General features: G+C 45.1%; 17 protein-coding genes. 10 read left to right on the top strand and 7 right to left on the bottom strand.

What is annotated here, in order from left to right:
* The first annotated feature begins 16 nt into the window (after nt 1-16).
* The 7 genes from INQ51_RS14375 (at nt 17) to INQ51_RS14345 (ending at nt 8,448) form a co-directional block, all read left to right on the top strand.
* A complete protein-coding gene (locus INQ51_RS14375; protein WP_233378664.1) occupies nt 17-1,849 on the top strand; it encodes a sodium:solute symporter family protein in 1,833 nt (610 codons plus the stop codon).
* Complete coding sequence (locus INQ51_RS14370) at nt 1,836-2,549, top strand: GDSL-type esterase/lipase family protein (protein WP_233378663.1); 714 nt, start codon at nt 1,836-1,838, stop codon at nt 2,547-2,549. The genes INQ51_RS14375 and INQ51_RS14370 overlap by 14 nt, the downstream gene beginning before the upstream one ends.
* Before the next feature lie 35 nt (nt 2,550-2,584).
* The gene (locus INQ51_RS14365) at nt 2,585-3,523 is read left to right on the top strand and encodes a DUF4434 domain-containing protein (RefSeq protein ID WP_233378662.1); all 939 of its coding nucleotides are present in this window, start codon (nt 2,585-2,587) and stop codon (nt 3,521-3,523) included.
* Between the two features lies 1 nt (nt 3,524).
* Nucleotides 3,525-4,709: an AGE family epimerase/isomerase gene (locus tag INQ51_RS14360; RefSeq protein WP_233378661.1), complete on the top strand. Its 1,185-nt coding sequence runs from the start codon at nt 3,525-3,527 to the stop codon at nt 4,707-4,709.
* A 2-nt stretch (nt 4,710-4,711) separates the two neighbouring features.
* The gene (locus INQ51_RS14355) at nt 4,712-5,848 is read left to right on the top strand and encodes an SGNH/GDSL hydrolase family protein (RefSeq protein WP_233378660.1); all 1,137 of its coding nucleotides are present in this window, start codon (nt 4,712-4,714) and stop codon (nt 5,846-5,848) included.
* A 2-nt stretch (nt 5,849-5,850) separates the two neighbouring features.
* The gene (locus tag INQ51_RS14350) at nt 5,851-7,569 is read left to right on the top strand and encodes an FAD-dependent oxidoreductase (RefSeq protein WP_233378659.1); all 1,719 of its coding nucleotides are present in this window, start codon (nt 5,851-5,853) and stop codon (nt 7,567-7,569) included.
* Nucleotides 7,570-7,641: 72 nt separating this feature from the next.
* On the top strand, nt 7,642-8,448 hold the full coding sequence (locus tag INQ51_RS14345) for a DUF4886 domain-containing protein (protein WP_233378658.1): 807 nt from the start codon (nt 7,642-7,644) through the stop codon (nt 8,446-8,448).
* Nucleotides 8,449-8,524: 76 nt separating this feature from the next.
* On the opposite strand, the gene INQ51_RS14340 is transcribed toward INQ51_RS14345, so the two are convergent.
* The 5 genes from INQ51_RS14340 to gcvT all read right to left on the bottom strand — a co-directional run bounded on the left by INQ51_RS14340 (nt 8,525) and on the right by gcvT (nt 13,876).
* A complete protein-coding gene (locus INQ51_RS14340; protein WP_233378657.1) occupies nt 8,525-9,775 on the bottom strand; it encodes a DUF1015 domain-containing protein in 1,251 nt (416 codons plus the stop codon).
* Nucleotides 9,776-9,903: 128 nt separating this feature from the next.
* On the bottom strand, nt 9,904-10,824 hold the full coding sequence (locus INQ51_RS14335) for an NAD(P)-dependent oxidoreductase (protein WP_233378656.1): 921 nt from the start codon (nt 10,822-10,824) through the stop codon (nt 9,904-9,906).
* A gap of 92 nt (nt 10,825-10,916) precedes the next feature.
* Nucleotides 10,917-11,984 carry a 3-phosphoserine/phosphohydroxythreonine transaminase gene (gene serC / locus INQ51_RS14330; RefSeq protein WP_233378655.1) on the bottom strand — a complete coding sequence of 356 codons (1,068 nt, stop codon included), beginning with the start codon at nt 11,982-11,984 and terminating at the stop codon, nt 10,917-10,919.
* A gap of 497 nt (nt 11,985-12,481) precedes the next feature.
* The gene (locus tag INQ51_RS14325) at nt 12,482-12,628 is read right to left on the bottom strand and encodes a hypothetical protein (protein WP_233378654.1); all 147 of its coding nucleotides are present in this window, start codon (nt 12,626-12,628) and stop codon (nt 12,482-12,484) included.
* Between the two features lie 162 nt (nt 12,629-12,790).
* Nucleotides 12,791-13,876, bottom strand: coding sequence for a glycine cleavage system aminomethyltransferase GcvT (gene gcvT, locus INQ51_RS14320; protein ID WP_233378653.1), 1,086 nt, complete (start codon nt 13,874-13,876; stop codon nt 12,791-12,793).
* A gap of 122 nt (nt 13,877-13,998) precedes the next feature.
* On the opposite strand from gcvT, the gene INQ51_RS14315 reads away from it, so the two are divergent.
* Nucleotides 13,999-14,352, top strand: a complete 354-nt coding sequence (locus INQ51_RS14315) for an Hpt domain-containing protein (protein WP_233378652.1) — start codon at nt 13,999-14,001, stop codon at nt 14,350-14,352.
* Between the two features lie 12 nt (nt 14,353-14,364).
* A complete protein-coding gene (locus INQ51_RS14310) occupies nt 14,365-14,652 on the top strand; it encodes a PQ-loop repeat-containing protein (protein WP_233378651.1) in 288 nt (95 codons plus the stop codon).
* A gap of 5 nt (nt 14,653-14,657) precedes the next feature.
* On the opposite strand, the gene clpB is transcribed toward INQ51_RS14310, so the two are convergent.
* Nucleotides 14,658-17,246, bottom strand: a complete 2,589-nt coding sequence (gene clpB / locus INQ51_RS14305; RefSeq protein WP_233378650.1) for an ATP-dependent chaperone ClpB — start codon at nt 17,244-17,246, stop codon at nt 14,658-14,660.
* 601 nt (nt 17,247-17,847) lie between these two features.
* Here clpB and ppdK point away from each other — a divergent pair.
* Nucleotides 17,848-20,550 (top strand): pyruvate, phosphate dikinase, encoded by a 2,703-nt coding sequence (gene ppdK / locus INQ51_RS14300; RefSeq protein ID WP_233378649.1) that lies wholly within the window; start codon nt 17,848-17,850, stop codon nt 20,548-20,550.
* A gap of 686 nt (nt 20,551-21,236) precedes the next feature.
* Here the strand turns inward: ppdK and INQ51_RS14295 are convergent.
* A complete protein-coding gene (locus INQ51_RS14295) occupies nt 21,237-21,899 on the bottom strand; it encodes a response regulator transcription factor (RefSeq protein ID WP_233378648.1) in 663 nt (220 codons plus the stop codon).
* Nucleotides 21,900-21,955: the final 56 nt, after the last annotated feature.

Here is a 21,955-nt window from a genome sequence, read left to right as displayed (position 1 = left end):
TATAAAAAAACAAAAAATGAACTTTGACATAATCGATATATCCATTATTATCGGGTATATACTGCTCAGTATTTTTATTGGCTTTTGGATATCCAAACGAGCCAGCACAAGTCTTCAGAATTATTTCCTCGGAGGAAACAAATTAAAATGGTATTACCTGGGACTTTCCAACGGCTCGGGAATGTTTGATATTTCCGGAACTACGTGGACGGTAACCATCTTTTTTGTGTACGGACTGAAAAGTGTCTGGATTCCCTGGCTGTGGCCGGTTTGGAACCAGATATTCATTATGATTTTTATGGCCATCTGGCTCCGCAGATCCAATGTTATGACCGGCGCTGAGTGGATCATTACCCGCTTTGGCGATCAAAAGGGCGGAAAACTTTCGCACATTATTGTGGTGGTTTTTGCCATCATCAGTGCCATCGGGTTTATCGCTTATTTCTTTGTGGGAATCGGAAAATTTGCCGTCACCATTTTCCCTTGGGACCTCTCGTTTTATGTGGGTTCCTTTCATTTTATTTCTGAATACGTATATGCAACCATATTGCTGTCACTTACAACCATCTATGTGATCAAAGGCGGGATGTACAGCGTGGTAGCAACCGAAGTGATGCAGTTTTTTGTGATGACCATCGCCTGTATTGCAGTGGCATGGTTTGCCATGAACAAGGTTTCGGCCGAAGAAATTAACGCGGCAGTGCCAGTTGGATGGTTCGACATTATACCAAGCTGGAAAACAAGTCTCGACTGGACGGGAATTTTCGATCAAGTAAATGACAAAATCGCCCAGGATGGTTTTGGGATGCTGGGCGCTTTGGTAATGATGATGTTTTTCAAAGGCATTTTTTCGAGCCTGGCCGGTCCTGTACCCGGTTACGACATGCAACGTGTACTTTCCACACAAACGCCGCGTGATGCCGCCAAAATGAGCGGACTTACTTCGCTGGTGCTTTACCCACCCCGCTACTTAATGGTTGCCGGACTTGGAATACTCGGCCTTGTGCTGGTGGCGCCCATGATGAAAGCCGGTGGCGGAGAGATCGACTTTGAAAAGATCCTTCCGTATGTGATTAACAACCTGCTTCCGGTTGGACTGAAAGGAATTATCATGGCCGGACTGCTGGCTGCTTTTATGTCCACCTTCTCGGCTTTTGTGAACGCAGCGCCCGCCTACATCGTCAACGACCTGTACAAAAAGTACATCAACCCGAATGCTACCAGTAAAAAATACATCCAAATCAGCTACATCGCTTCCATCGGGATTGTGGTTGTGGGAATCATTTTCGGATTTTTCTCGGCCTCCATCAACTCGCTCACCTTGTGGATCACCTCATCGCTTTACGGCGGTTACGTGGCAGCCAACGTGTTAAAATGGGTTTGGTGGCGCTTTAACGGCTACGGATATTTCTGGGGAATGCTGGCCGGTTTGCTGGCTTCTACCCTAAAATTCCTGTTCTTCCCACACACGCCCGACATTTACCTTTTTCCACTCATCCTAGTGATGGCTTCTGCCGGGAGTTTCCTCGGATGCTTCCTGTCGAAACCGGTGGATGATGAGATACTGATTGAATTCTACAAAAATGTACGCCCGTGGGGCTGGTGGGGACCAATACATAAAAAAGCCCTGAAAAAATACCCGAACCTTACCAAAAACAAAGACCTGGCTCGCGACAGTTTCAACGTAGTGGTGGGAATTGTCTGGCAAATGACCCTCATCGTGGCTCCTATTTACCTGGTGGTAAGGCACTACAACGGGCTGATCATCTCGCTGATCCTTTTCGCGGTCACTTCCGTAATACTCAAATTCAACTGGCTGGATAAAATCAAAGATTATGAAGAAATTTAAAACCCAACGCATTGCATTCCTCCTGTTTGGAATAATGCTCGCAGCAGGCACCTTGTTTTCTGAAACAAGCACAGCGCAAAACCCGCTGCCCTACGATACAACTTATACTTTCGACCATTACAAAAAGCTGCGCGCCTTTTATGAGAGTCTGCCCAATTCCAGGAATGAAATTGTATTTCTGGGCAACAGCATAACCGAAAGAGGCAACTGGAACGAGCTTTTCAAAAACAAAAACATCGTTAACCGCGGAATTGGCGGCGATGTGTGCTTCGGCGTGTTAAACCGCATTGACGAGGTGCTGGCTTCAAAACCCAAAACCATTTTTCTGATGATCGGGATCAACGACATTGGGCGTAGCGTTCCCGTAGAGGTTATTGCCGGGAAAATCAGGGAAATTATACAGACGGTTAAAACCCAATCGCCCAAAACAAAGCTGTACCTGCAAAGCGTGCTCCCTATCAACGAAAAAGTTATCTGGTTCGATTACATGAAAAACAAATCGGACAAAATTGCTTTGCTGAACGAACAGTTAAAACCAATTGCGGCAGAGGAACGTATTCCCTATCTGGACCTGTATTCAGAATTTGCTGACGAGCACGGACAACTTTTACCTCAATATACAGCGGACGGTATTCACCTGACTGCTGCCGGATACCTGAAATGGCGCGAAGTATTTCAGCAAGAGGGAATTAAATTATAGAATAGCAAACAGACTTAAAAGATATTTTGAATCAAATGAAAATTAAAGGCACTTTCTTAGACGAAATAAGTCATGATATCCCGCATCAGAACTGGGGTAGGAAAGAATGGGACCAGGATTTTGCCTATATGAAGCAGGTAGGTATAAACACGGTCATTTTAATCAGGAGTGGCTACAGGAAATGGCTGACATATCCTTCCGAAATTTTGCTGGAAAGAGAAAAAGCATACCAACCACCGGTTGACCTTGTTCAGATGTTCCTGGAACTGAGCGAGAAGCATCAGATGGATTTCTATTTCGGCTTGTACGATTCAGGAAAATATTGGGAAAAGGGCGACTTCCAACAAGAACTCGATCTCAATAAACTGGTAATCGACGAAGTATGGTCGAAGTACGGAACCATGAACGCCTTCAAAGGCTGGTATATTTCGCAGGAATGCAGCCGTAAAACGGGGGCCATCATCGACATGTACCGTGGTTTGGGCGAGCATTGCAAATCGGCTTCCGGAAACCTCACTACGCTGATATCGCCGTATATCGACGGGGTTAAAAACATCAGCCAGTACAACAACGAGACCAGCCGCGATTTGGGAGTTAGCCTGAAAAAACACGAGCAGGACTGGGATGAAATCTTTGACGGAATTAAAGATGCCATCGACATTGTAGCTTTCCAGGATGGCCATATTGAATTTGACGAGCTGGACGATTTTCTGCGTATCAACAAACAACTGGCCGACAAATACGGCATCCGCAGCTGGACCAACTCCGAAACTTTCGACCGCGATATGCCCATCAAATTTTTACCCATTAAATGGGAAAAACTGCTGATGAAGCTGGAAGCTGCCCAAAGAATTGGAATGGAGCAGGCCATTACTTTCGAATTTTCACACTTTATGAGCCCGCAATCGGCCTACCTGCAAGCCGGGCATTTGTACAACCGTTACCAGGAATACCTGGCAGCATTAAAAGGATAACATGGAAACACTGAATTTTAAAAATTTAGCTGAACAATACAAAGCGGAACTACTAAACAACGTGGTTCCGTTCTGGTTGAATAAGTCGCAAGACCAGGATTTTGGCGGTTTTTTCACCTGCCTCGACCGCGAAGGAGAAGTTTTTGACACCGATAAATTTATCTGGTTACAGGGACGTGAAGTATGGTTGTTTTCGATGCTTTACAACCAGGTGGAGAAAAAACAGGAATGGCTTGATGCGGCAATTCAAGGTGCTGAATTCCTAAAAAAATACGGGCACGACGGCAATCTGAACTGGTATTTTTCGCTGACACGCGAAGGCAAACCATTGATTGAGCCGTACAACATCTTCTCGTACACTTTTGCCACCATGGCTTTTGGACAGCTTAGCAAAGCAACCGGCAACCAGGAATATGCCGACATTGCACTGAAAACCTTCGATATTATTTTGTCGAAAACGGAGAACCCGAAGGGACACTGGAACAAAGCTTACCCGGGTACACGCAACCTGAAAAACTTTGCCTTACCCATGATTTTGTGCAACCTGGCACTTGAAATCGAGCATCTTCTGAATGAAGAGTTTTTGAAACAGACCATGGAAACCTGTATCCACGAGGTAATGGATGTTTTCTACCGTCCGGAACTGGGCCTGGTAGTCGAGAATTTACATACGGATGGCAGTTTGTCGGATACTTTCGACGGGCGCCTGCTCAATCCCGGGCATGCGATCGAAGCCATGTGGTTCATCATGGATTTGGGAGTTCGGCTCAACCGTCCGGAGCTTGTTACGCAAGCCAACGATATTGCAATAAAAATGGTGGAATACGGCTGGGACGAGCAATACGGTGGTATTTTCTATTTTATGGATCGTTTGGGACACCCGACACAACAGTTAGAATGGGACCAAAAACTGTGGTGGGTACACATCGAAACACTGATTACCATGCTAAAAGGCTACCAGCTTACCGGTTCGGAGAAAAGCCTGGAGTGGTTTAAAAAAGTACACAACTACGCGTGGACTCATTTTAAAGACGAAGAACATCCCGAGTGGTTTGGCTACCTGAACCGTCGCGGCGAAGTGCTGCTACCATTAAAAGGCGGTAAATGGAAAGGATGCTTCCACGTACCACGCGGTCTTTACCAATGCTGGCAAACCCTCGAAAAAATTGACCAACTAAAACAATAATTATGAAGAATACGGGAATCACCCTACTTCTGCTTCTGCTGTTTATTTGCGCCGTACCAACCACGGCTCAGGTACAAACCGATGCAAAATTTTATCCGGCCGACGACGATGCGTTCCAGTACATGGGCCGTGTTCAGCAAACTGATGATGCGGTAAAATACAACTGGCCGGGAGTAAGCATTTTTACGGCTTTTACCGGACAAAAACTGGGCATTCAAATAAAAGGCGGAGACAGTAACTATTTCAATGTTTGGGTGGATGATCGCCCGGAGCAGGTTGTGTACGCAGTAAACGATACCGTTTGGTGGTACCCCGGAAAATTATCAAAAGGAACTCACCAGCTAAGAATTGTAAAGCGAACCGAAGGAGGAATGGGAATCGCTGAATTTACAGGCATTTATGTGGGTGCAAAAGAAAGTCTTCTGAAACCGGCGCCGCTTCCCGACAGGAAACTCCTGTTTATCGGAAACTCGATCACTTGTGGTTACGGAACCGAAGGAAAAGACAAATCGGAGCGCTTTAAACCCGCCACCGAAAACTGCGAGAAATCCTATGCAACCATCGTTGCGCGGGCATTTGATTCTCAATATCATCTGATTTCGCATTCGGGGCTTGGAATGGTTCGCAACTACGGCGACAAAGAAAAAATCTCCACCAAGCTGGCACCGATGCCCGCCCGTTTGGAGTATCTGCTCGATGAAGATTCCACACAAACCTATCCTTTGCAAGACTATGTCCCGGATGCCATTGTTATCAACCTGGGAACAAACGATTTTAGCACTCAGCCATTTCCTGACGAGCCCGATTTTATTAACGCCGGGAAAAAGCTGGTCAACAAACTACACCGGGAATTTCCGCATGCGAAAATCGTTTGCGTAACCGGCCCAATGATCAACGAACCCTGTTTTTCCTACACAAAAAAAATGGTAGAAGAGCTCCGGACTGAACTGGAAGCTTTGCAGATCGTTTTTGTGGGAATACCGGGAAACCTGCTTAACAGGGAAGACGACCTGGGATCTGACTGGCACCCCTCCTACCGCGGACAGTTAAAATCAGCACACATGCTTATCCCGGTTTTGGGCACCATGCTCGACTGGAATTATTCGCTGGATGAAATTCTGGAAAATTTGAAAAATTAAACATGAAAAGACGAAATTTTATAGGAATGTTGGGAGCAGGCAGCAGTGCTTTGGCTGCGGCTCCTTTTATCACCATACCAGCCACTTCGGCTGCCAGCCCTGCTGCTAAAAAACGAATCGGACATTCGGAAATAACTGCCGACCTGGTGGTTGCCGGCGCCGGAATGGGCGGTTGCGCCTGTGCTTTAGGCGCGCTCCGTAACGGGCTTTCCGTAATTATGACCGAAGAAACCGACTGGATTGGCGGACAGCTGACCCAGCAAGGCGTGCCTTTTGATGAACACCGTTGGATTGAAACACACGGTGCTACCCAATTGTACCGCGATTTTCGTACGGCACTCCGGAATTACTACCGAAAAAATTATCCGCTAACAACCGATGCAGCAGCCCGCGAAAACCTGAATCCGGGCGACGGAGCCGTTTCTCGTTTATGCGTGGAACCACGTGTAGGACTGGCCGTTTTGTACGAAATGCTGGCTCCCTACATCAGCACAGGCAAGCTGACGATATTGCTGAACAGCAAAGTAAGCAAAGCAGAAGTAAGCGGTAACAAAGTTCAGGCATTCGCGGTCCGGAACCTGCAATCAGGAAACGAATACTGGCTGAAAGCACCTTATTTTGCTGACGCCACCGAAACCGGGGAACTTCTGCCACTTTCTGGTACCGAATACTACCTCGGAACTGAATCAAAAGCAGAAACAGGAGAACTTCACGCTCCCGAAAAAGGCAGCACCGAAAACCAGCAGGCTTTTACACTTTGCTTTGCGCTGGATTATTGCCCCGGCGAAAACCATGTAATCGACAAACCGGAGAAATACGATTTCTGGAAAAACTATATTCCACAGTTGACGCCCTCGTGGCCGGGGCGTTTACTCGATCTCACCTACTCCACTCCGTCAACCCTGGACCCCAAAAAACTCGGGTTTCATCCGGAGGGAGGTGCCACGGGCAGTGTGTTGAATTTGTGGAACTACCGGAAAATCATCAACCGGCATAATTTCACTCCGGGCCTTTATTCGGGTGACATTACCATTATTAACTGGCCGCAAAACGACTACATGCTGGGCAACCTGGTGGATGTAAGCGAGAAAGAATTTAAGCAACACGTGGAAGGCGCACGCGAGTTAAACCGTTCACTGGTTTACTGGCTGCAAACCGAAGTGGAACGCCCCGATGGCGGCGCAGGCTGGGCGGGTATCCGCTTGCGAAAAGACATGCTCGGAACCGAAGACGGGATGGCAAAATATCCGTACATCAGGGAAGGACGACGCATAAAAGCCATGTTTACCATTCTGGAGGAACATGTGGGCGTTGAAAACCGAAAACTGGTAAAAGGAGAAGCTGCTTCCAAAAAATCGGAAAGTTTCTACGACAGTATTGGCGTTGGCTCTTACTACCTCGATCTGCACCCGACCACCCAGGGCGACAACTACATCGATTTGCCGTCGCTGCCGTTTGAAATTCCGCTCGGTTCTTTAATTCCGCAACGGATGGAGAACCTGCTGCCGGCTGCCAAAAACATTGGAAGTACACACATTACCAACGGCTGCTACCGTCTGCACCCGGTTGAATGGAACATTGGAGAAGTGGTTGGGATGTTGGTACAGTTTTCAGGAAAGAATAACGTAACACCCCGCCAGGTTTGGGAAAACCGGAAATACTTAAATGAGTTCCAGGATTTCATTCAAAAACAAGGCGTGGAAATTAAATGGCCGGAATAAATCCATACATTTGGGAGTATTGTGAAACCTACAACAGGCAATTTTTAAGCCTTTAAAATTATTTCCCTTATTATGAGACAGATAAAATTATTTTTTCTGCATATTCTTGTTTTTTGCAGCATTCTGGCGTTTTCCGTCCAACCATCTTTTGCTGTAACAGGAAGCAGCAACGGAGCATCAGACACGATCAAAGTTCTAACCATCGGTAATAGTTTTGCCGACAACGCCTGCCATTACCTGAATGAAATCACCCAATCAGTGGAAGGATGCAACATCCTGATTGAAAAAGCAAACTTGGGCGGTTGTTCGCTGGAAAGACATGCCGGACTGATTGAGAAAAGTACTGAAGATCCCAACGAAAAGCCCTACAAGGGACAATCGCTAAAAGACCTGCTGCAAAGCAACGATTGGGACGTGGTAACCATTCAACAGGTTAGTGGAAACAGTTTCCGGAAAGAAACCTTTCAGCCTTATGCCGATCAAATTGTCAACCATGTAAAGGAATACGCGCCCGGTGCTCAGATTTATGTGCACGAAACCTGGCCTTATGCGCCGGATTGCAAAAGGCTGGGCGAATACAGTATTTCTTACAAGGAAATGTATAAAAAGCTAAACAAGAACTACAAAACACTGGCTAAGCGCTACGACGCGCCCAAACTGGAGTCGGGCGATGCCTTTTTTCTTTCCCAAAAAAAAGACAAAGACGTTGACCTTTGGAGCCCCAGCGACCGGTACCACGCGAGCGCCAATGGCTGCTACCTTGCCGGGTGTGTTTGGTTTGGAAAGTTGTTTGGCATGAGCCCCGAGAAAATCACCTATGTTCCGGACGATATTCCGGCAGCTACGGCAAAGTTTCTGAGAGAGATTGCCGCGAAGTAATTTCGCAACCGATCATAAAAAAGTCCCGGTTTGTCAAACGACAGACCGGGACTTTCTATTTTATTTCGATACTTTCTTAATCCAGTTTGTGAATTACCAGGCCTGATCGGAGCTTGGGCTCGAACCAGGTAGTTTTTGGAGGCATAATGTTTCCGCTATCGGCAATATTGATCAGCTGTTCCATGGAAACCGGATACAAAGCAAAAGCTGCTTTCATTTCACCCGAATCAACACGGCGTTTCAATTCACCCAAACCACGGATTCCTCCCACAAAGTCGATGCGTTTCGAAGTTCGCAGGTCTTGAATATCCAGGATCGGACTCAGCACCTGGTTCGAAAGAATGGTCACATCAAGAATTCCGATCGGGTCAGCGTCATCGTACGTACCTTCCTTGGCGGTAAGTTTGTACCAGTTTCCACCCAAATACAAACTGAACTCGTGTAAACCAGCCGGTTTGTAAATTTCGGGCCCCATGTTTTCCACGTTGAAACCTTCGGAAAGTGCCGCCAGAAAATCAACATCCGACAAACCGTTTAAATCGGTCACCAGGCGGTTGTAGTCAATGATCTGCAACTGGTTATCCGGAAAATGAACAGCCATAAAGAAATTGTATTCTTCATCTCCGGTATGACCAGGGTTCTGGGCTGTTTTTTCCAGTCCAATACGGGCCGCTGCCGCAGTACGGTGGTGCCCGTCGGCAACATACGTAAACGGAACTTTTTCGGCAAAAAGCTGTTCGAGCTGCTGATTGGTTGCAGGCTCGTCAATGGTCCAGAAATGGTGTCCGAAACCATCTTCCGCCGTAAAATCGTATACCGGTTTTTGTTCTTTTACAATCTTCTCAACAATGGCATCAATCTCGGGAACCGCTTTGTAGGCAAAGAAAACCGGTTCGATGTTGGCGTTCAGGTAACGCGTTAACACCATGCGGTCTTCTTCCTTTTCAGGGCGGGTAAGCTCGTGCTTTTTGATGATGCCGTTTTCGTAATCGGCACAGGCTGCGCCACCCACAATCCCGTACTGGGTTAACCCGTTCATGGTTTGTGCATAAATGTAGTATTTGGCCTCCTCATCCTGCACCAGCCAACCTTTCTCCTGGAAAGCATTGTAATTCTCCACCGCCTTGTTGTACACGGTTTCGGAGTGAATATCCTCCACTTCGGGACATTCAATTTCAGCTTTAGTGATGCGCAACAGCGATCTTTCTTTTCCTTCTGCCATCTGCGCAGCCTCTTCCGAATTCATTACATCGTACGGAAGGCAAGCCAGTTCTTCCACTATATCCTCAGCAGGCCGAAGCCCTTTAAATGGTTTTATAATTGCCATCTTAATAGATTTTGAATATTGACAAATGATTTTAGAGCCTCAAAAATAGGAATCTAAAACCATTCGCGATAGGATTTAAAACAATCTTTACTAAAAATACCTCTCTTTAAAAGAGATTAACAGCAACATCATTTATTTACCTGAAATGTTTTATCCCCGTTTTCAAAAAAAGCAACGATTTGCTCGGCGGCGGCAACCCCCGCATTCAGGTTTGCTTCGGCGGTTTGAGCCCCGGCTTTTTTAGGGGTAAAGAAATAACGCCCGCCAAACTTTTCTTCAAACAGATTAGCACAATCGGGCGTAACATCCGACATGTATTTTATACCCGGCTTTTCTTCCATGATTTTCACCAAATCGGGCTCGTTCACCACTTCTTTCCGGGCAGTGTTTACGATAATGCTTCCGTCTTTCAGGTGTTGCAACACGTCGTAACTTACCGATTTCAGGTGTTCGCTGCGTGCCGGAACGTGAATGGAGATAATATCACTCTTCTCGTACAACTCTTCCAGCGAATGTGTAACCTTCAAGCCAATGGCAGCGGCCGCCGCCTTGCTGTAGCGGGTGTAAACGATCACTTCCATGCCCAAGGCACGTGCAATACGGAATACGTTGCGAGCCACAAAACCGAATCCGTGTAAGCCCAGCGTACGGCCACGCATTTCGCCGCCCGGTTTTCCGGAGAACATTTCACGAAGTCCCATAATGGCCATGCCTATTGCCAGTTCAGCCACGGCGTTTGCATTTTGCCCGGGAGTGTTCATCACTACCTGGTTGTTTTCGGTAGCGGCCGGTAAATCCACGTTGTCGTAACCGGCACCAGCCCGAACCACAATCTTCAGGTTTTTCCCGGCTTCCAGTACTTCGCGGTCAAAAATATCGCTGCGAATAATCGCTGCATCAACATCTGCAACAGCTTCCAGCAGTGCTTTTTTTTCTGAATATTTTTCCAGTAATATAACTTCGTAACCGGCTGTTTTCAGAATATCAGTGATTTTTTCCACTGCAACCGGCGCAAATGGTTTGGTAGTAGCAATTAATACTTTAGTCATAGCTCATAAAAATTTAGGTACGCGACAGGAACTTGAAACCTGTCTATAAAAGAAATGCAGGATAAACACCCTGCATTTCCTGATTTATTTGATTAGTGCTTCTTTTCAAACTCCTGCATGGTGTCGACCAGTGCCTGTACACTTTCGATCGGCATCGCATTGTAAGTCGAGGCCCTGAATCCGCCAACCGAGCGGTGTCCTTTAATTCCGACCATTCCATTTGCGGTGGCAAAATCAAGGAATTCTTTTTCGAGCTCGGCAAATTCCGGAGCCATAACAAACGTTACATTCATCAGCGAACGGTCTTCTTTATTCGGAACAGTTGACTGGAACAATTTATTCCGGTCGATCTCGTCGTAAAGCACCGCTGCTTTTTCGATGTTTACTTTTTCGATGGCTTCAACACCACCCAGCTCTTTTAACCAGCGCAAGGTTTGCAAACAAGCAAAAACCGGCAATGTAGAAGGTGTATTAAACATCGATTCGTTCTGGATGTGAATGCGGTAATCCAACATGGTTGGAATTAAGCGGTCGATCTTGCCCAGCGCTTCGTCTTTTACAATAACCAGTGTTGCACCCGATGGTCCCAGGTTTTTCTGAGCTCCGGCGTAAATCAGGTCGTGTTTTGCCACGTCAACCGGACGAGAGAAAATATCAGACGACATATCGGCCACCAACGGAATATTGGCTTCCGGAGCATCTACTTTGGTCCCGAAAATAGTGTTGTTGCTGGTGTAGTGCAGGTAACTGGCATCGGCCGGAGTGTCAAATTGTTTCGGAATGTAATTGAAATTGGCGTCGGCTGAAGAAGCAACTTCTACCACTTCACCAAAAAATTTGGCTTCTTTCATGGCTTTTTTCGACCAGACACCGGTGTTCAAGTATGCTGCTTTCGAACCCATCAGGTTATAAGGAGCCATCAGGAACTGGAGGCTGGCGCCACCTTGTAAGAAAAGCACCGAGTAGCCTTCCGGAACTTTCAACAGTTCTTTTACCAATGCAACGGCTTCGTCCACTACGGCCACAAATTCCTTGCTCCGGTGTGAAACCTCCATTACCGAAAGCCCTGTTCCGGCAAAATTAAGTACTGCCTCAGCAGTTTTTTCTTTTGTATACTCCGGCAGAATGGATGGTCCTGCATAAAAATTGTGCTTCTTCATAAAATACGTCAATTAAGGTGAATAATTCATTTTCTTCTTCTGAAAACACCCTTGCTCAAAGGTCATGAATCACGGATCGATTCCAGATGAGAAAAGTCAAGTTTATTTTTATTTTTATGAGTTTTAAAACATTGATTTACAAGGCACACAAGTGATAGAAGTCATTTTAATTATCACGAGCAGGATAACATTTTATCTATCAAATGATTATTCAACACAAATTTATCTGATTCCAAACAAGAAAGTCGAATCTTTCAGATAGAATTGTATTTTTCTTTATTATTTAAAAAGAATTTAAAGTGCGAAGAAATAGACGCAAAGAGAAATCAACCGGAATCCTGATTTTAACGCACCATATGTACTAACCTTTTTCGTCAACCTTATCAATCACCGGGGCTCATAAAATAAAATGGTCATCACTCAATTCAATCCAACAAATCGGATTAAACAGCAGTAATTTATCGGATTTTGGGATTACGAAAATATCAGACACTTCCTTACTTCTCTTTCTCTTCAAAAACTTTTTTAAGGTTAACCGATTCATTTTTCATGGCCCTTCGCTCTCGTTTTTCAGCTCTTTTTTCTTTTGCACTTTTTTGGGGAGATTTTTTCACATTCTTCAATATTTCATGAAACTTTGACATGGCTTTTGATTTTAAAAACAACTACTTACAATCCTGATTCACTCGTATAAAATTACGCCAAAAACAACAGGAGTTCGACATCCCCCGACAAGAAAATTTTCCCAAAAACACATAAAAAAAGCCGCTAAAAAGCGGCTCAAGGTAATCGATTTGTTTTATTGATTAGATAAATGGTAGCTTAACAATTTCTGCCGGAATGTTTTTGTTCCGGATTTTGATGAAAATTTCGGTTCCGAATGCCGAATATTCTTTGGCAACGTAACCCATCCCAATTCCTTTGTTCAACACCGGCGACATGGTTCCTGAAGTTACTTCACCAATCACTTCGCCTTCAGCATTTACCAGTTCGTAGCCATGACGGGGGATTCCGCGATCGGTCAGCACAAAACCTCTCAGACGGCGTGAAACTCCTTCGTTTTTCTGCATGGTCAGGAATTCGCGGTCGATAAACCGGCGTCCGTTGTTGAATTTGGTGATCCATCCCAGGCCGGCTTCAATCGGCGAAGTGGTATCATCAATATCATTTCCGTACAGGCAGTAGCCCATTTCGAGTCTCAAAGTATCGCGGGCTCCCAAACCAATTGGTTTGATTCCAAATTCCTCACCGGCTTCAAAAATGGCATTCCAGATTTGTTCGGCCACTTCGTTTCGGAAGTAAAGCTCAAAACCACCGGCTCCGGTGTAACCGGTTGCTGATATAATCACATCTTCTACACCGGCAATTTTCCCGGTAACAAAAGTGTAAAAACGTATGTCAGACAAGTTGATGTCCGTAAGTTTTTGAAGAGTAGCCGTAGCTTTTGGCCCCTGAATAGCTAACTGACTAATGTGGTCCGACGCATTTTCAATTTCGGCACCAATGGCTTCATTCTGGCGGCTCACCCAGTCCCAGTCTTTGTCGATATTGGAAGCGTTTACCACCAACATGTATTTTTCAGGCTCGTAGTGATACACTAGCAAATCGTCCACAATGCCACCTTTCCCGTTTGGAAAGCAGCTGTATTGTGCCTGTCCGAGTGCTAAAGCTCCTGGATCGTTGGAGGTAATGTAAGCGATTAAATCGAGCGCTTTGGGGCCTTTTACCCAAAACTCGCCCATGTGCGAAACATCAAAAACACCTACGCCTTCGCGCACAGTCATGTGTTCGTCTTTAATCCCGCTGTATTCGATGGGCATTTCAAACCCGGCAAACTCAACTAATTTCGCTCCAACTTCTCTGTGTATTTTATTAAATGCGGTTGTTTTCATTTTCTTCCTATCGATATTTAAATTGCAAAACTATGGATTCAAAGCATACACTACCATGAAATTTATCATTCAATCACTTCGAAATCCTTCAATAATTTGCAAATTTGCAGTAAATAAATACTATGGACAAGCTCTTTAAACATATTCACCCCAATCGAATTGAAGAATTAGCCGCAGGCGACACCGAATTTTACCTGGAGATCATCGATATTTTCCTGATCCAGATACCGGATTTCACCCACAAAATGAAAGCGGCCATGCAGGAAGAAAACTGGCAGGTACTGGCGCGTGAGGCACATACCGCCAAATCGTCGGCACTTACTTTTGGCATGGAAGAAACCGGTGCTCTTTTGAAAGAAATACAGCTACTTGCTGAGAATAATGAACTTGCAACACTACCTGCACTGGTGAATAAAGCCATCGAAAACCTGGAAGCTGCTGTTCCGGAATTGCAGGAATTAAAAAACTCGCTTTAATACCATTTTCGCATGATCAACGAGACCATTGGCTGGGTTGGCAATATTTTGTTTGCCATTTGCGGCTTGCCCCAGGTTGTAAAAACCTTTCAAACCAAAAGTGTAAAAGATCTCAGCATTCTGTTTCTCTGGATGTGGTTTTTGGGAGAGATACTAACGTTTATCTACATTGTTTTGGGAGACTGGGAAACAGGCATTGCCCATTTCCCGCTCTATTTCAATTACATGGTAAACATTTTTATGGCCGCTTACCTGTTGTTTGCCAAATATTACTATCCGAAAAAGTATCCGGTTAGCTGAGCCAGCTAGTTTTTAAATACCAGCTGACCGTTTTCGGCGTCCACCACAATCGGCTTTTCTTTGTCAACCTGGCCGCCCAGAATTCGTTTTGAAAGTTCGTTCAAAACATATTTCTGCAAAACACGTTTTACCGGCCGGGCTCCGAAATGCGGATCATAACCGGCATTCGACAAAAGATCGATGGCGGCATCGGTAATTTCCATTTTCAGATCGACGCCCGATAAACGTTTTACCACCTGTTTAAACTGAAGTTTCACAATTTCGTGAATATCATCTTTTGACAAAGGTGTAAACACAATCGTTTCATCAATCCGGTTCAAAAACTCGGGACGGATGGTCTTGCGCAACAATTCCATCAACTGGTTTTGTGTCCTTTCAAGCACTTCCTCCTGGTTGGCGGCACTCATTTTCCCATAGTTTTCCTGAATAATATGAGAGCCTAGGTTAGAGGTCATGATAATGATCGTATTCTTGAAATTCACCGTACGTCCTTTGTTGTCGGTCAAACGGCCGTCGTCCAATACCTGCAAAAGCACGTTAAACACATCGGGGTGTGCTTTTTCGATTTCGTCGAAAAGAACCACCGAATAGGGCTTATGGCGTACTGCTTCGGTCAGTTGACCGCCTTCGTCGTAGCCAACGTATCCGGGAGGCGAGCCGATCAAACGGGTTACCGAGAATTTTTCCTGGTATTCCGACATATCGATCCGTGTAATCATATTCTCATCGTTAAACAGGTACTCCGCCAGCGCTTTGGCCAACTCGGTTTTCCCAACCCCTGTAGTTCCCAGGAAGATGAAGGAACCGATCGGGCGTCTTTCATCCTGCAAGCCTGCACGGCTACGCCTTACCGCGTCCGATATGGCCGTGATGGCTTCGTGCTGCCCCACTACACGCTTGTGTAATTCGGCTTCCATGTGCAGCAGTTTCTCGCGTTCACTCTGTAACATTTTCGAAACGGGAATCCCGGTCCAGCGGGCTACCACTTCCGCAATGTCCTCGGTGTCCACCTCTTCTTTTATCAGGCTTTCGCCTTTTTTCATTTCGTTGAATTCGGCTTGCAGTTTCTCAATCTCATTTTCGGCCTCTTTCACTTTGCCGTAACGCAACTCGGCCACCCGTCCGTAATCTCCTCTTCTTTCAGCCTGCTCGGCCTCAAACTTATAGGTTTCAATCTCTTCTTTTTTCTGCTGGATCGCTTCCACCACCGATTTTTCGGACTGCCATTTGGCTCTCAGCCGCGATTGTTCTTCTTTCAGATTCGAAATCTCTTCGTTCAGCCCCGAAAGTTTTTTCTGATCGTTTTCGCGTTTGATTGCTTCGCGCTCAATTTCCAGCTGTTTTACCCGGCGTTCAATCTCATCCAGTTCTTCAGGAACCGAATCAATCTCCAAACGTAGCTTGGCAGCCGCTTCGTCCATCAGGTCGATGGCTTTATCGGGTAAAAAACGGTCAGAAATATAACGTTGCGAAAGCTCCACTGAAGCAATTATTGCATCGTCTTTGATTCTTACTTTGTGGTGATTCTCATATTTTTCCTTGATTCCACGCAAAATGGAAATGGCACTCAAAGTATCCGGCTCATCCACATGAACAATTTGGAAACGACGCTCCAGCGCTTTGTCTTTTTCAAAGTATTTCTGATACTCGCTTAAAGTTGTGGCGCCAATGGCGCGCAATTCACCCCTTGCCAATGCGGGTTTTAAAATGTTGGCAGCATCCATGGCGCCTTCGCTTTTCCCGGCACCCACCAAGGTGTGAATTTCGTCAATAAACAGAATCACCTCATCGTTCGACTGCACCACCTCGTTTACAACAGCTTTCAAGCGTTCTTCAAACTCACCTTTGTATTTGGCCCCGGCAATCAGTGCCCCCATATCCAGCGAATACACTTGTTTCGACTTCAGATTTTCAGGCACATCGCCCCGCACAATCCGGTGCGCCAGTCCCTCGGCAATTGCCGTTTTGCCGGTCCCGGGTTCTCCCAACAGAATCGGGTTATTTTTGGTGCGCCGCGAAAGAATTTGCAGAATTCTCCGGATCTCATCGTCGCGGCCAATCACCGGATCCAGTTTCCCCGAACGGGCACGTTCGTTCAGGTTGATCGCAAAGCGGCTCAGCGAATTAAACTTGTCTTCGGCGGTCTGACTGTCAACCTTCGATCCTTTTCGCAATTCCTCAATCGCCAGCTTTAGTTCCTTTTTGGTAATTCCGCTGTCTTTCATCAGGCTGCTTACCGAGTCTTTCACATCCAGCAGTCCTAACAGAATATGCTCCACCGAAACATACTGATCGCCCATTTCCTGTGCCAGCCCCAGCGCTCTTTGCAAAGCCTGGTTTGCACCGGATGACAGGTATTGCTCCCCTCCGGAAACTTTTGGATACGATTCAACAATTTTGTTTAAAGCTTGCTGAAATATCCCGGTGTTCACTCCCAGTTTTTTCAACAGGAATTCAGTTACATTCTCGGCCGAATGCGACAATCCACGCATCAGGTGTCCGGTTTCAATGGCCTGCTGATTGTTCCCTTGCGCAATTTGAAAAGCCTTTTGAATGGCTTCCTGCGATTTTATTGTAAAATTATTCAGATTCATGGCTGTATTGTATTATATAAATTTCCTGCTCCATGACGCAAAACTAAAGCCACAACCAACTGAAAGACAGAATGTCGGACTAAAAAATTAAAACTGGAAAAAATTTCAGAAAAATGAGAATCTAACAGCAAATATGGCAGTTGGGGCATAAAAAAACAGAGATAATCACTATTACCTCTGTTTCCTAACCTAACCAAATCTATTCTCTATGAAAAAACACTAAAACTATTCAAATTTCTTATTACAAAAGTAAGGCGGAAAATAGTTAACTCGTATCAACGGAAGTTAAAGAATGTTAAGGATTAAAAGCAAGTAAGAAATTCCAAAATACAAATCAGATGTTCCAACATTCGGTTAATGATATTTTTCCCGCAAAAATCAGAAAAATCCTCACAAAAAAAAGAAACGAACATTCGTCAACTTCTTTGAAATGAAGCACTCATATTCAATAAGTGCAATATTTTCATACAAGTTTATTCTGATCTAACAAACAGGAACTTAACCAATCAAAAACTTTCAATTTTTAAAAAATAAAACTACTTTAGCAGCCCGTTTCCAAGAACGATTCTAATTCTAAATATTATAACTTAAAAGTACTTTTATGGCAAAACATGTATATACCTTTGGAGCTGGAGAAGCAGAAGGTAAAGCAGGCATGAAGAACCTCCTGGGAGGAAAAGGTGCAAACCTTGCTGAAATGAACCTGATTGGAGTTCCGGTTCCTCCGGGCTTCACTATTACAACAGAAGTCTGTACCATGTACAACGAGCAGGGTAAGGAAGCTACATTCAACTTGATTAAGCCGGAGGTAGAAGCCGCTGTTGCTTTGGTTGAAAAACTGACCGGAACTGAATTTGGCAGCAAGGAGAATCCTTGTTTGATGTCAGTTCGCTCGGGTGCCCGCGCCTCTATGCCGGGAATGATGGATACCGTACTGAACCTGGGTATGAACGACCTGGCAGTTGAAGGTATCGCCAAAAAATCAGGCAATCCGCGTTTTGCTTGGGATTCATACCGTCGCTTTGTACAAATGTACGGTGACGTGGTTATGGAAATGAAACCCGCAAGCAAAGAAGAAATTGATCCTTTTGAAGAAATCATTGAAGGATTGAAAGAAGAAAAAGGAATCGCACTCGATACTGAATTCACAACCGATGATTTAAAAGAATTGGTTAGCCGTTTTAAAGCAGCGGTTAAAAAAGTAACCGGCAAGGATTTCCCAACCGATCCATGGGAACAACTTTGGGGATCTGTTGCGGCTGTTTTCAATAGCTGGAACAACGACCGTGCTATACTTTACCGTCGTCTGGAGCAAATTCCGGATGAGTGGGGAACTGCTGTAAACGTTCAGGCAATGGTGTTTGGCAACATGGGTTCAAACTCTGGTACAGGTGTTTGTTTTACCCGCGATGCTGCTACCGGTGAAGACATTTTCAACGGTGAATATTTGATTGATGCACAAGGTGAAGACGTTGTTGCAGGTATCCGCACACCACAGGAAGTTACCCTTGAAGGTTCAAGACGCTGGGCTGCTCTTCAAAATGTTTCGGAAGAAGACAGAGCTTCAAAATATCCTTCACTGGAAGAAGCTATGCCGGAAATGTATGCACAGTTAAACACTGTTCAACAAAAATTGGAAGACCACTACAGCGACATGCAGGACATCGAATTCACAATTCAGGAAGGTAAATTGTGGATGCTGCAAACCCGTAACGGGAAACGCACCGGTGCTGCGATGGTTAAAATTGCCATGGACATGCTGAACGAAGGCCGTATTGACGAAAAAACAGCCTTGAAACGCATCGACGCCGCCAAACTGGACGAACTTCTTCACCCGGTATTTGATACAGCAGCTATGAAATCGGCCAACGTACTGGCAAAAGGTTTGCCTGCTTCTCCGGGAGCTGCCACCGGCCAGGTCGTTTTCTTTGCTGACGAAGCCAATAAATACCCCGAATCGGTTCTGGTACGTGTTGAAACTTCTCCTGAAGACCTGGAAGGTATGCACATTGCCAAAGGTATTCTTACTGCCCGCGGCGGTATGACTTCGCACGCAGCTGTTGTAGCTCGTGGTATGGGGAAATGCTGTGTTTCGGGTGCAGGTAGCGTTAAAATCAACTACAAAACCCGTGTAATGACTATCGACGGCAACGAATTCCACGAAGGAGACTGGATTTCGCTGAATGGTTCTACCGGAGAAGTTTATGAAGGTAAAGTAGCTACGATGGATCCGGACATGAGCGGCGATTTTGGTAAGGTTATGGACCTGGCTGAAAAATTCACCCGCATGAAAGTTCGTACCAACGCCGACACTCCAAACGATGCCAAGGTTGCCCGCGATTTTGGCGCCCAGGGTATTGGTTTATGCCGCACCGAGCACATGTTCTTCGAAGGCGAAAGAATTAAAGCTATGCGCGAAATGATTCTGGCTAAAACAGAAGAAGCCCGTCGCAAAGCATTGGATAAACTGCTGCCTTTCCAACGCGAAGATTTCGAAGGAATTCTGGAAGCCATGGAAGGATTCGGAGTAACCATTCGTTTGCTTGATCCGCCGTTGCACGAATTTGTTCCGCACGAAGAAGCCAACCAGAAGGAAATGGCAACTGAAATGGGAATCACCGTTGAGGAAGTGAAAGCATTGGTTGAAGACCTGCACGAATTCAACCCGATGTTGGGTCACCGTGGATGTCGTTTAGGAAACACTTATCCTGAAATCACAGAAATGCAGGCTCGCGCCATTATCGAAGCTGCTGTAAATCTGAAGCAAAAAGGTGTTGACGCACGTCCTGAAATTATGGTTCCGCTGATTGGTACTGTAAAAGAATTGAAACTGCAGGCTGACATCATCCACGCAACTGCTAAAAAGGTATTCGAAGAAAAAGGTGCTACCGTAGATTACATGGTAGGTACAATGATCGAAATTCCACGTGCAGCTGTAACGGCTGACAAGGTTGCCGAAGTAGCTGAATTCTTCTCATTCGGTACCAACGACCTTACCCAGATGACCTTTGGTTATTCGCGTGACGATGCCGGTAAATTCCTGCCGATCTACATCGAAAAAGGCATTCTGAAAAACGATCCGTTCCAGGTTCTTGACCAGGAAGGTGTTGGACAGGTTGTAAAAATGGGTGTTGAAAAAGGCCGCAGCACAAAACCAAACCTGAAAGTTGGTATTTGCGGTGAGCACGGTGGCGAGCCATCATCTGTAATGTTCTGCGACAGCGTAGGAATGGACTATGTTAGTTGTTCTCCTTACCGTGTGCCAATTGCACGCGTTGCTGCAGCACAAGCAAACTTGAAATAAAAAAATTCAAGCATAATTTATACGAGAGCTGTCCTTGGGGCAGCTCTTTTTTTTTCTGAGAGTCAGTTTTAAAAAATATCTAATTCTCAATTTTGAATGTAAAAGATCCAACAAAATCCGGAAAATTGAACATTGGGAATTTTACATTGGATATTCTGTATTAAAAAATAAAAACTAATCCCGGATAGGGGTACACATCTTAACTTTCATTTCTGTTCATGATTCCCGGGAATCATGATTTTTTTGTGCTGAAAATTGCAGGAAATATTTTCGAAAACACACTTCACGTAGAACTACGTATCCACTTCACGTAGAATTACTCTTTTACAGCTAAAGCTTATTTCTGAAATTTGCAATGTCAATAATAAGAAATGAGCAAAACAACAGAACATATTATAACTTTCAATACAAAGCTAGCTGATAACCACCCAACAAAACACAGTTACCTTTTTTACACGTCATCACACCTTTTACACATTCAATCCCTCTCAAGTAACTGTCCCATTTTCCCTAAGCGGTGGTGGTAAAAAGTAAGGTAAACGATTCCAAAGGGGTGCTATTGCAGTACCCCTTTTTTCTTTCCATACTGAGCATAAAAATTACAGAAAATCGTTTGGGAATGTTCCTGGCTTTAGATTTTATCTATACGTCTGAAATAAGAAGAAAGCCGACTAGCGAACTGCTGTTTAAACCTGAATAAGATTGTTTTTCATGGCACAAATCACCAGACCCGCCATGTTTCGTGTCCCTGTTTTTTCCAGTAAATTCCTCTTATACCCCTCTACCGTTCGGGCACTCAAAGATAAACGATCGGCGATTTCAGCTGCAGTAAGTTCTTCACAGATCAACTGAAGTACCTGATTCTCCCGCTCGGAGAGATCGATCTCCGACGTGTAGCTTGCCTGCTTCACCACTGTTGTTGAACTTTTCAAAACCGCTGAGGTAAGACTCGCAGAGAAATAAAAATCGTTCTTCATTACTTTTTTCAGAGCAAGCTCCAATTCGTCCGGATCGGCATTTTTTAGCAAATATCCATTCACTCCTTCACTGACCAAATGAGACACCAACTGCACATCGTCTTCCATACTCAGAATAATGATCCGGACCGACGGGTATTCCAACTTTAAACGGCGGGTAGTTTCCACGCCATCCATCTCTGGCATGTTAACATCAAGCAGCACCACATCTGGTTCAACAGGCATTGTACTTATTAAATCCAGCAATTCTAATCCGTTTCCGGCTTCTGAGATCTCTCCTACCTCCTCGAAATCGGAGAGAAGCGCTGCCATACCCTTCCGAAAAAGTTTATGGTCGTCGGTTACCACTATTTTTAATCCTGTAGTATTCATTCGGTCCTAGTTAAGTCAAAACACTGTATATCTAAAAACGCATGCGAACACAATTC

Source organism: Maribellus sp. CM-23 (assembly GCF_021354595.1).
Lineage (GTDB): Bacteria > Bacteroidota > Bacteroidia > Bacteroidales > Prolixibacteraceae > Draconibacterium.
This window is presented reverse-complemented; position numbering and strand designations above follow the sequence as displayed.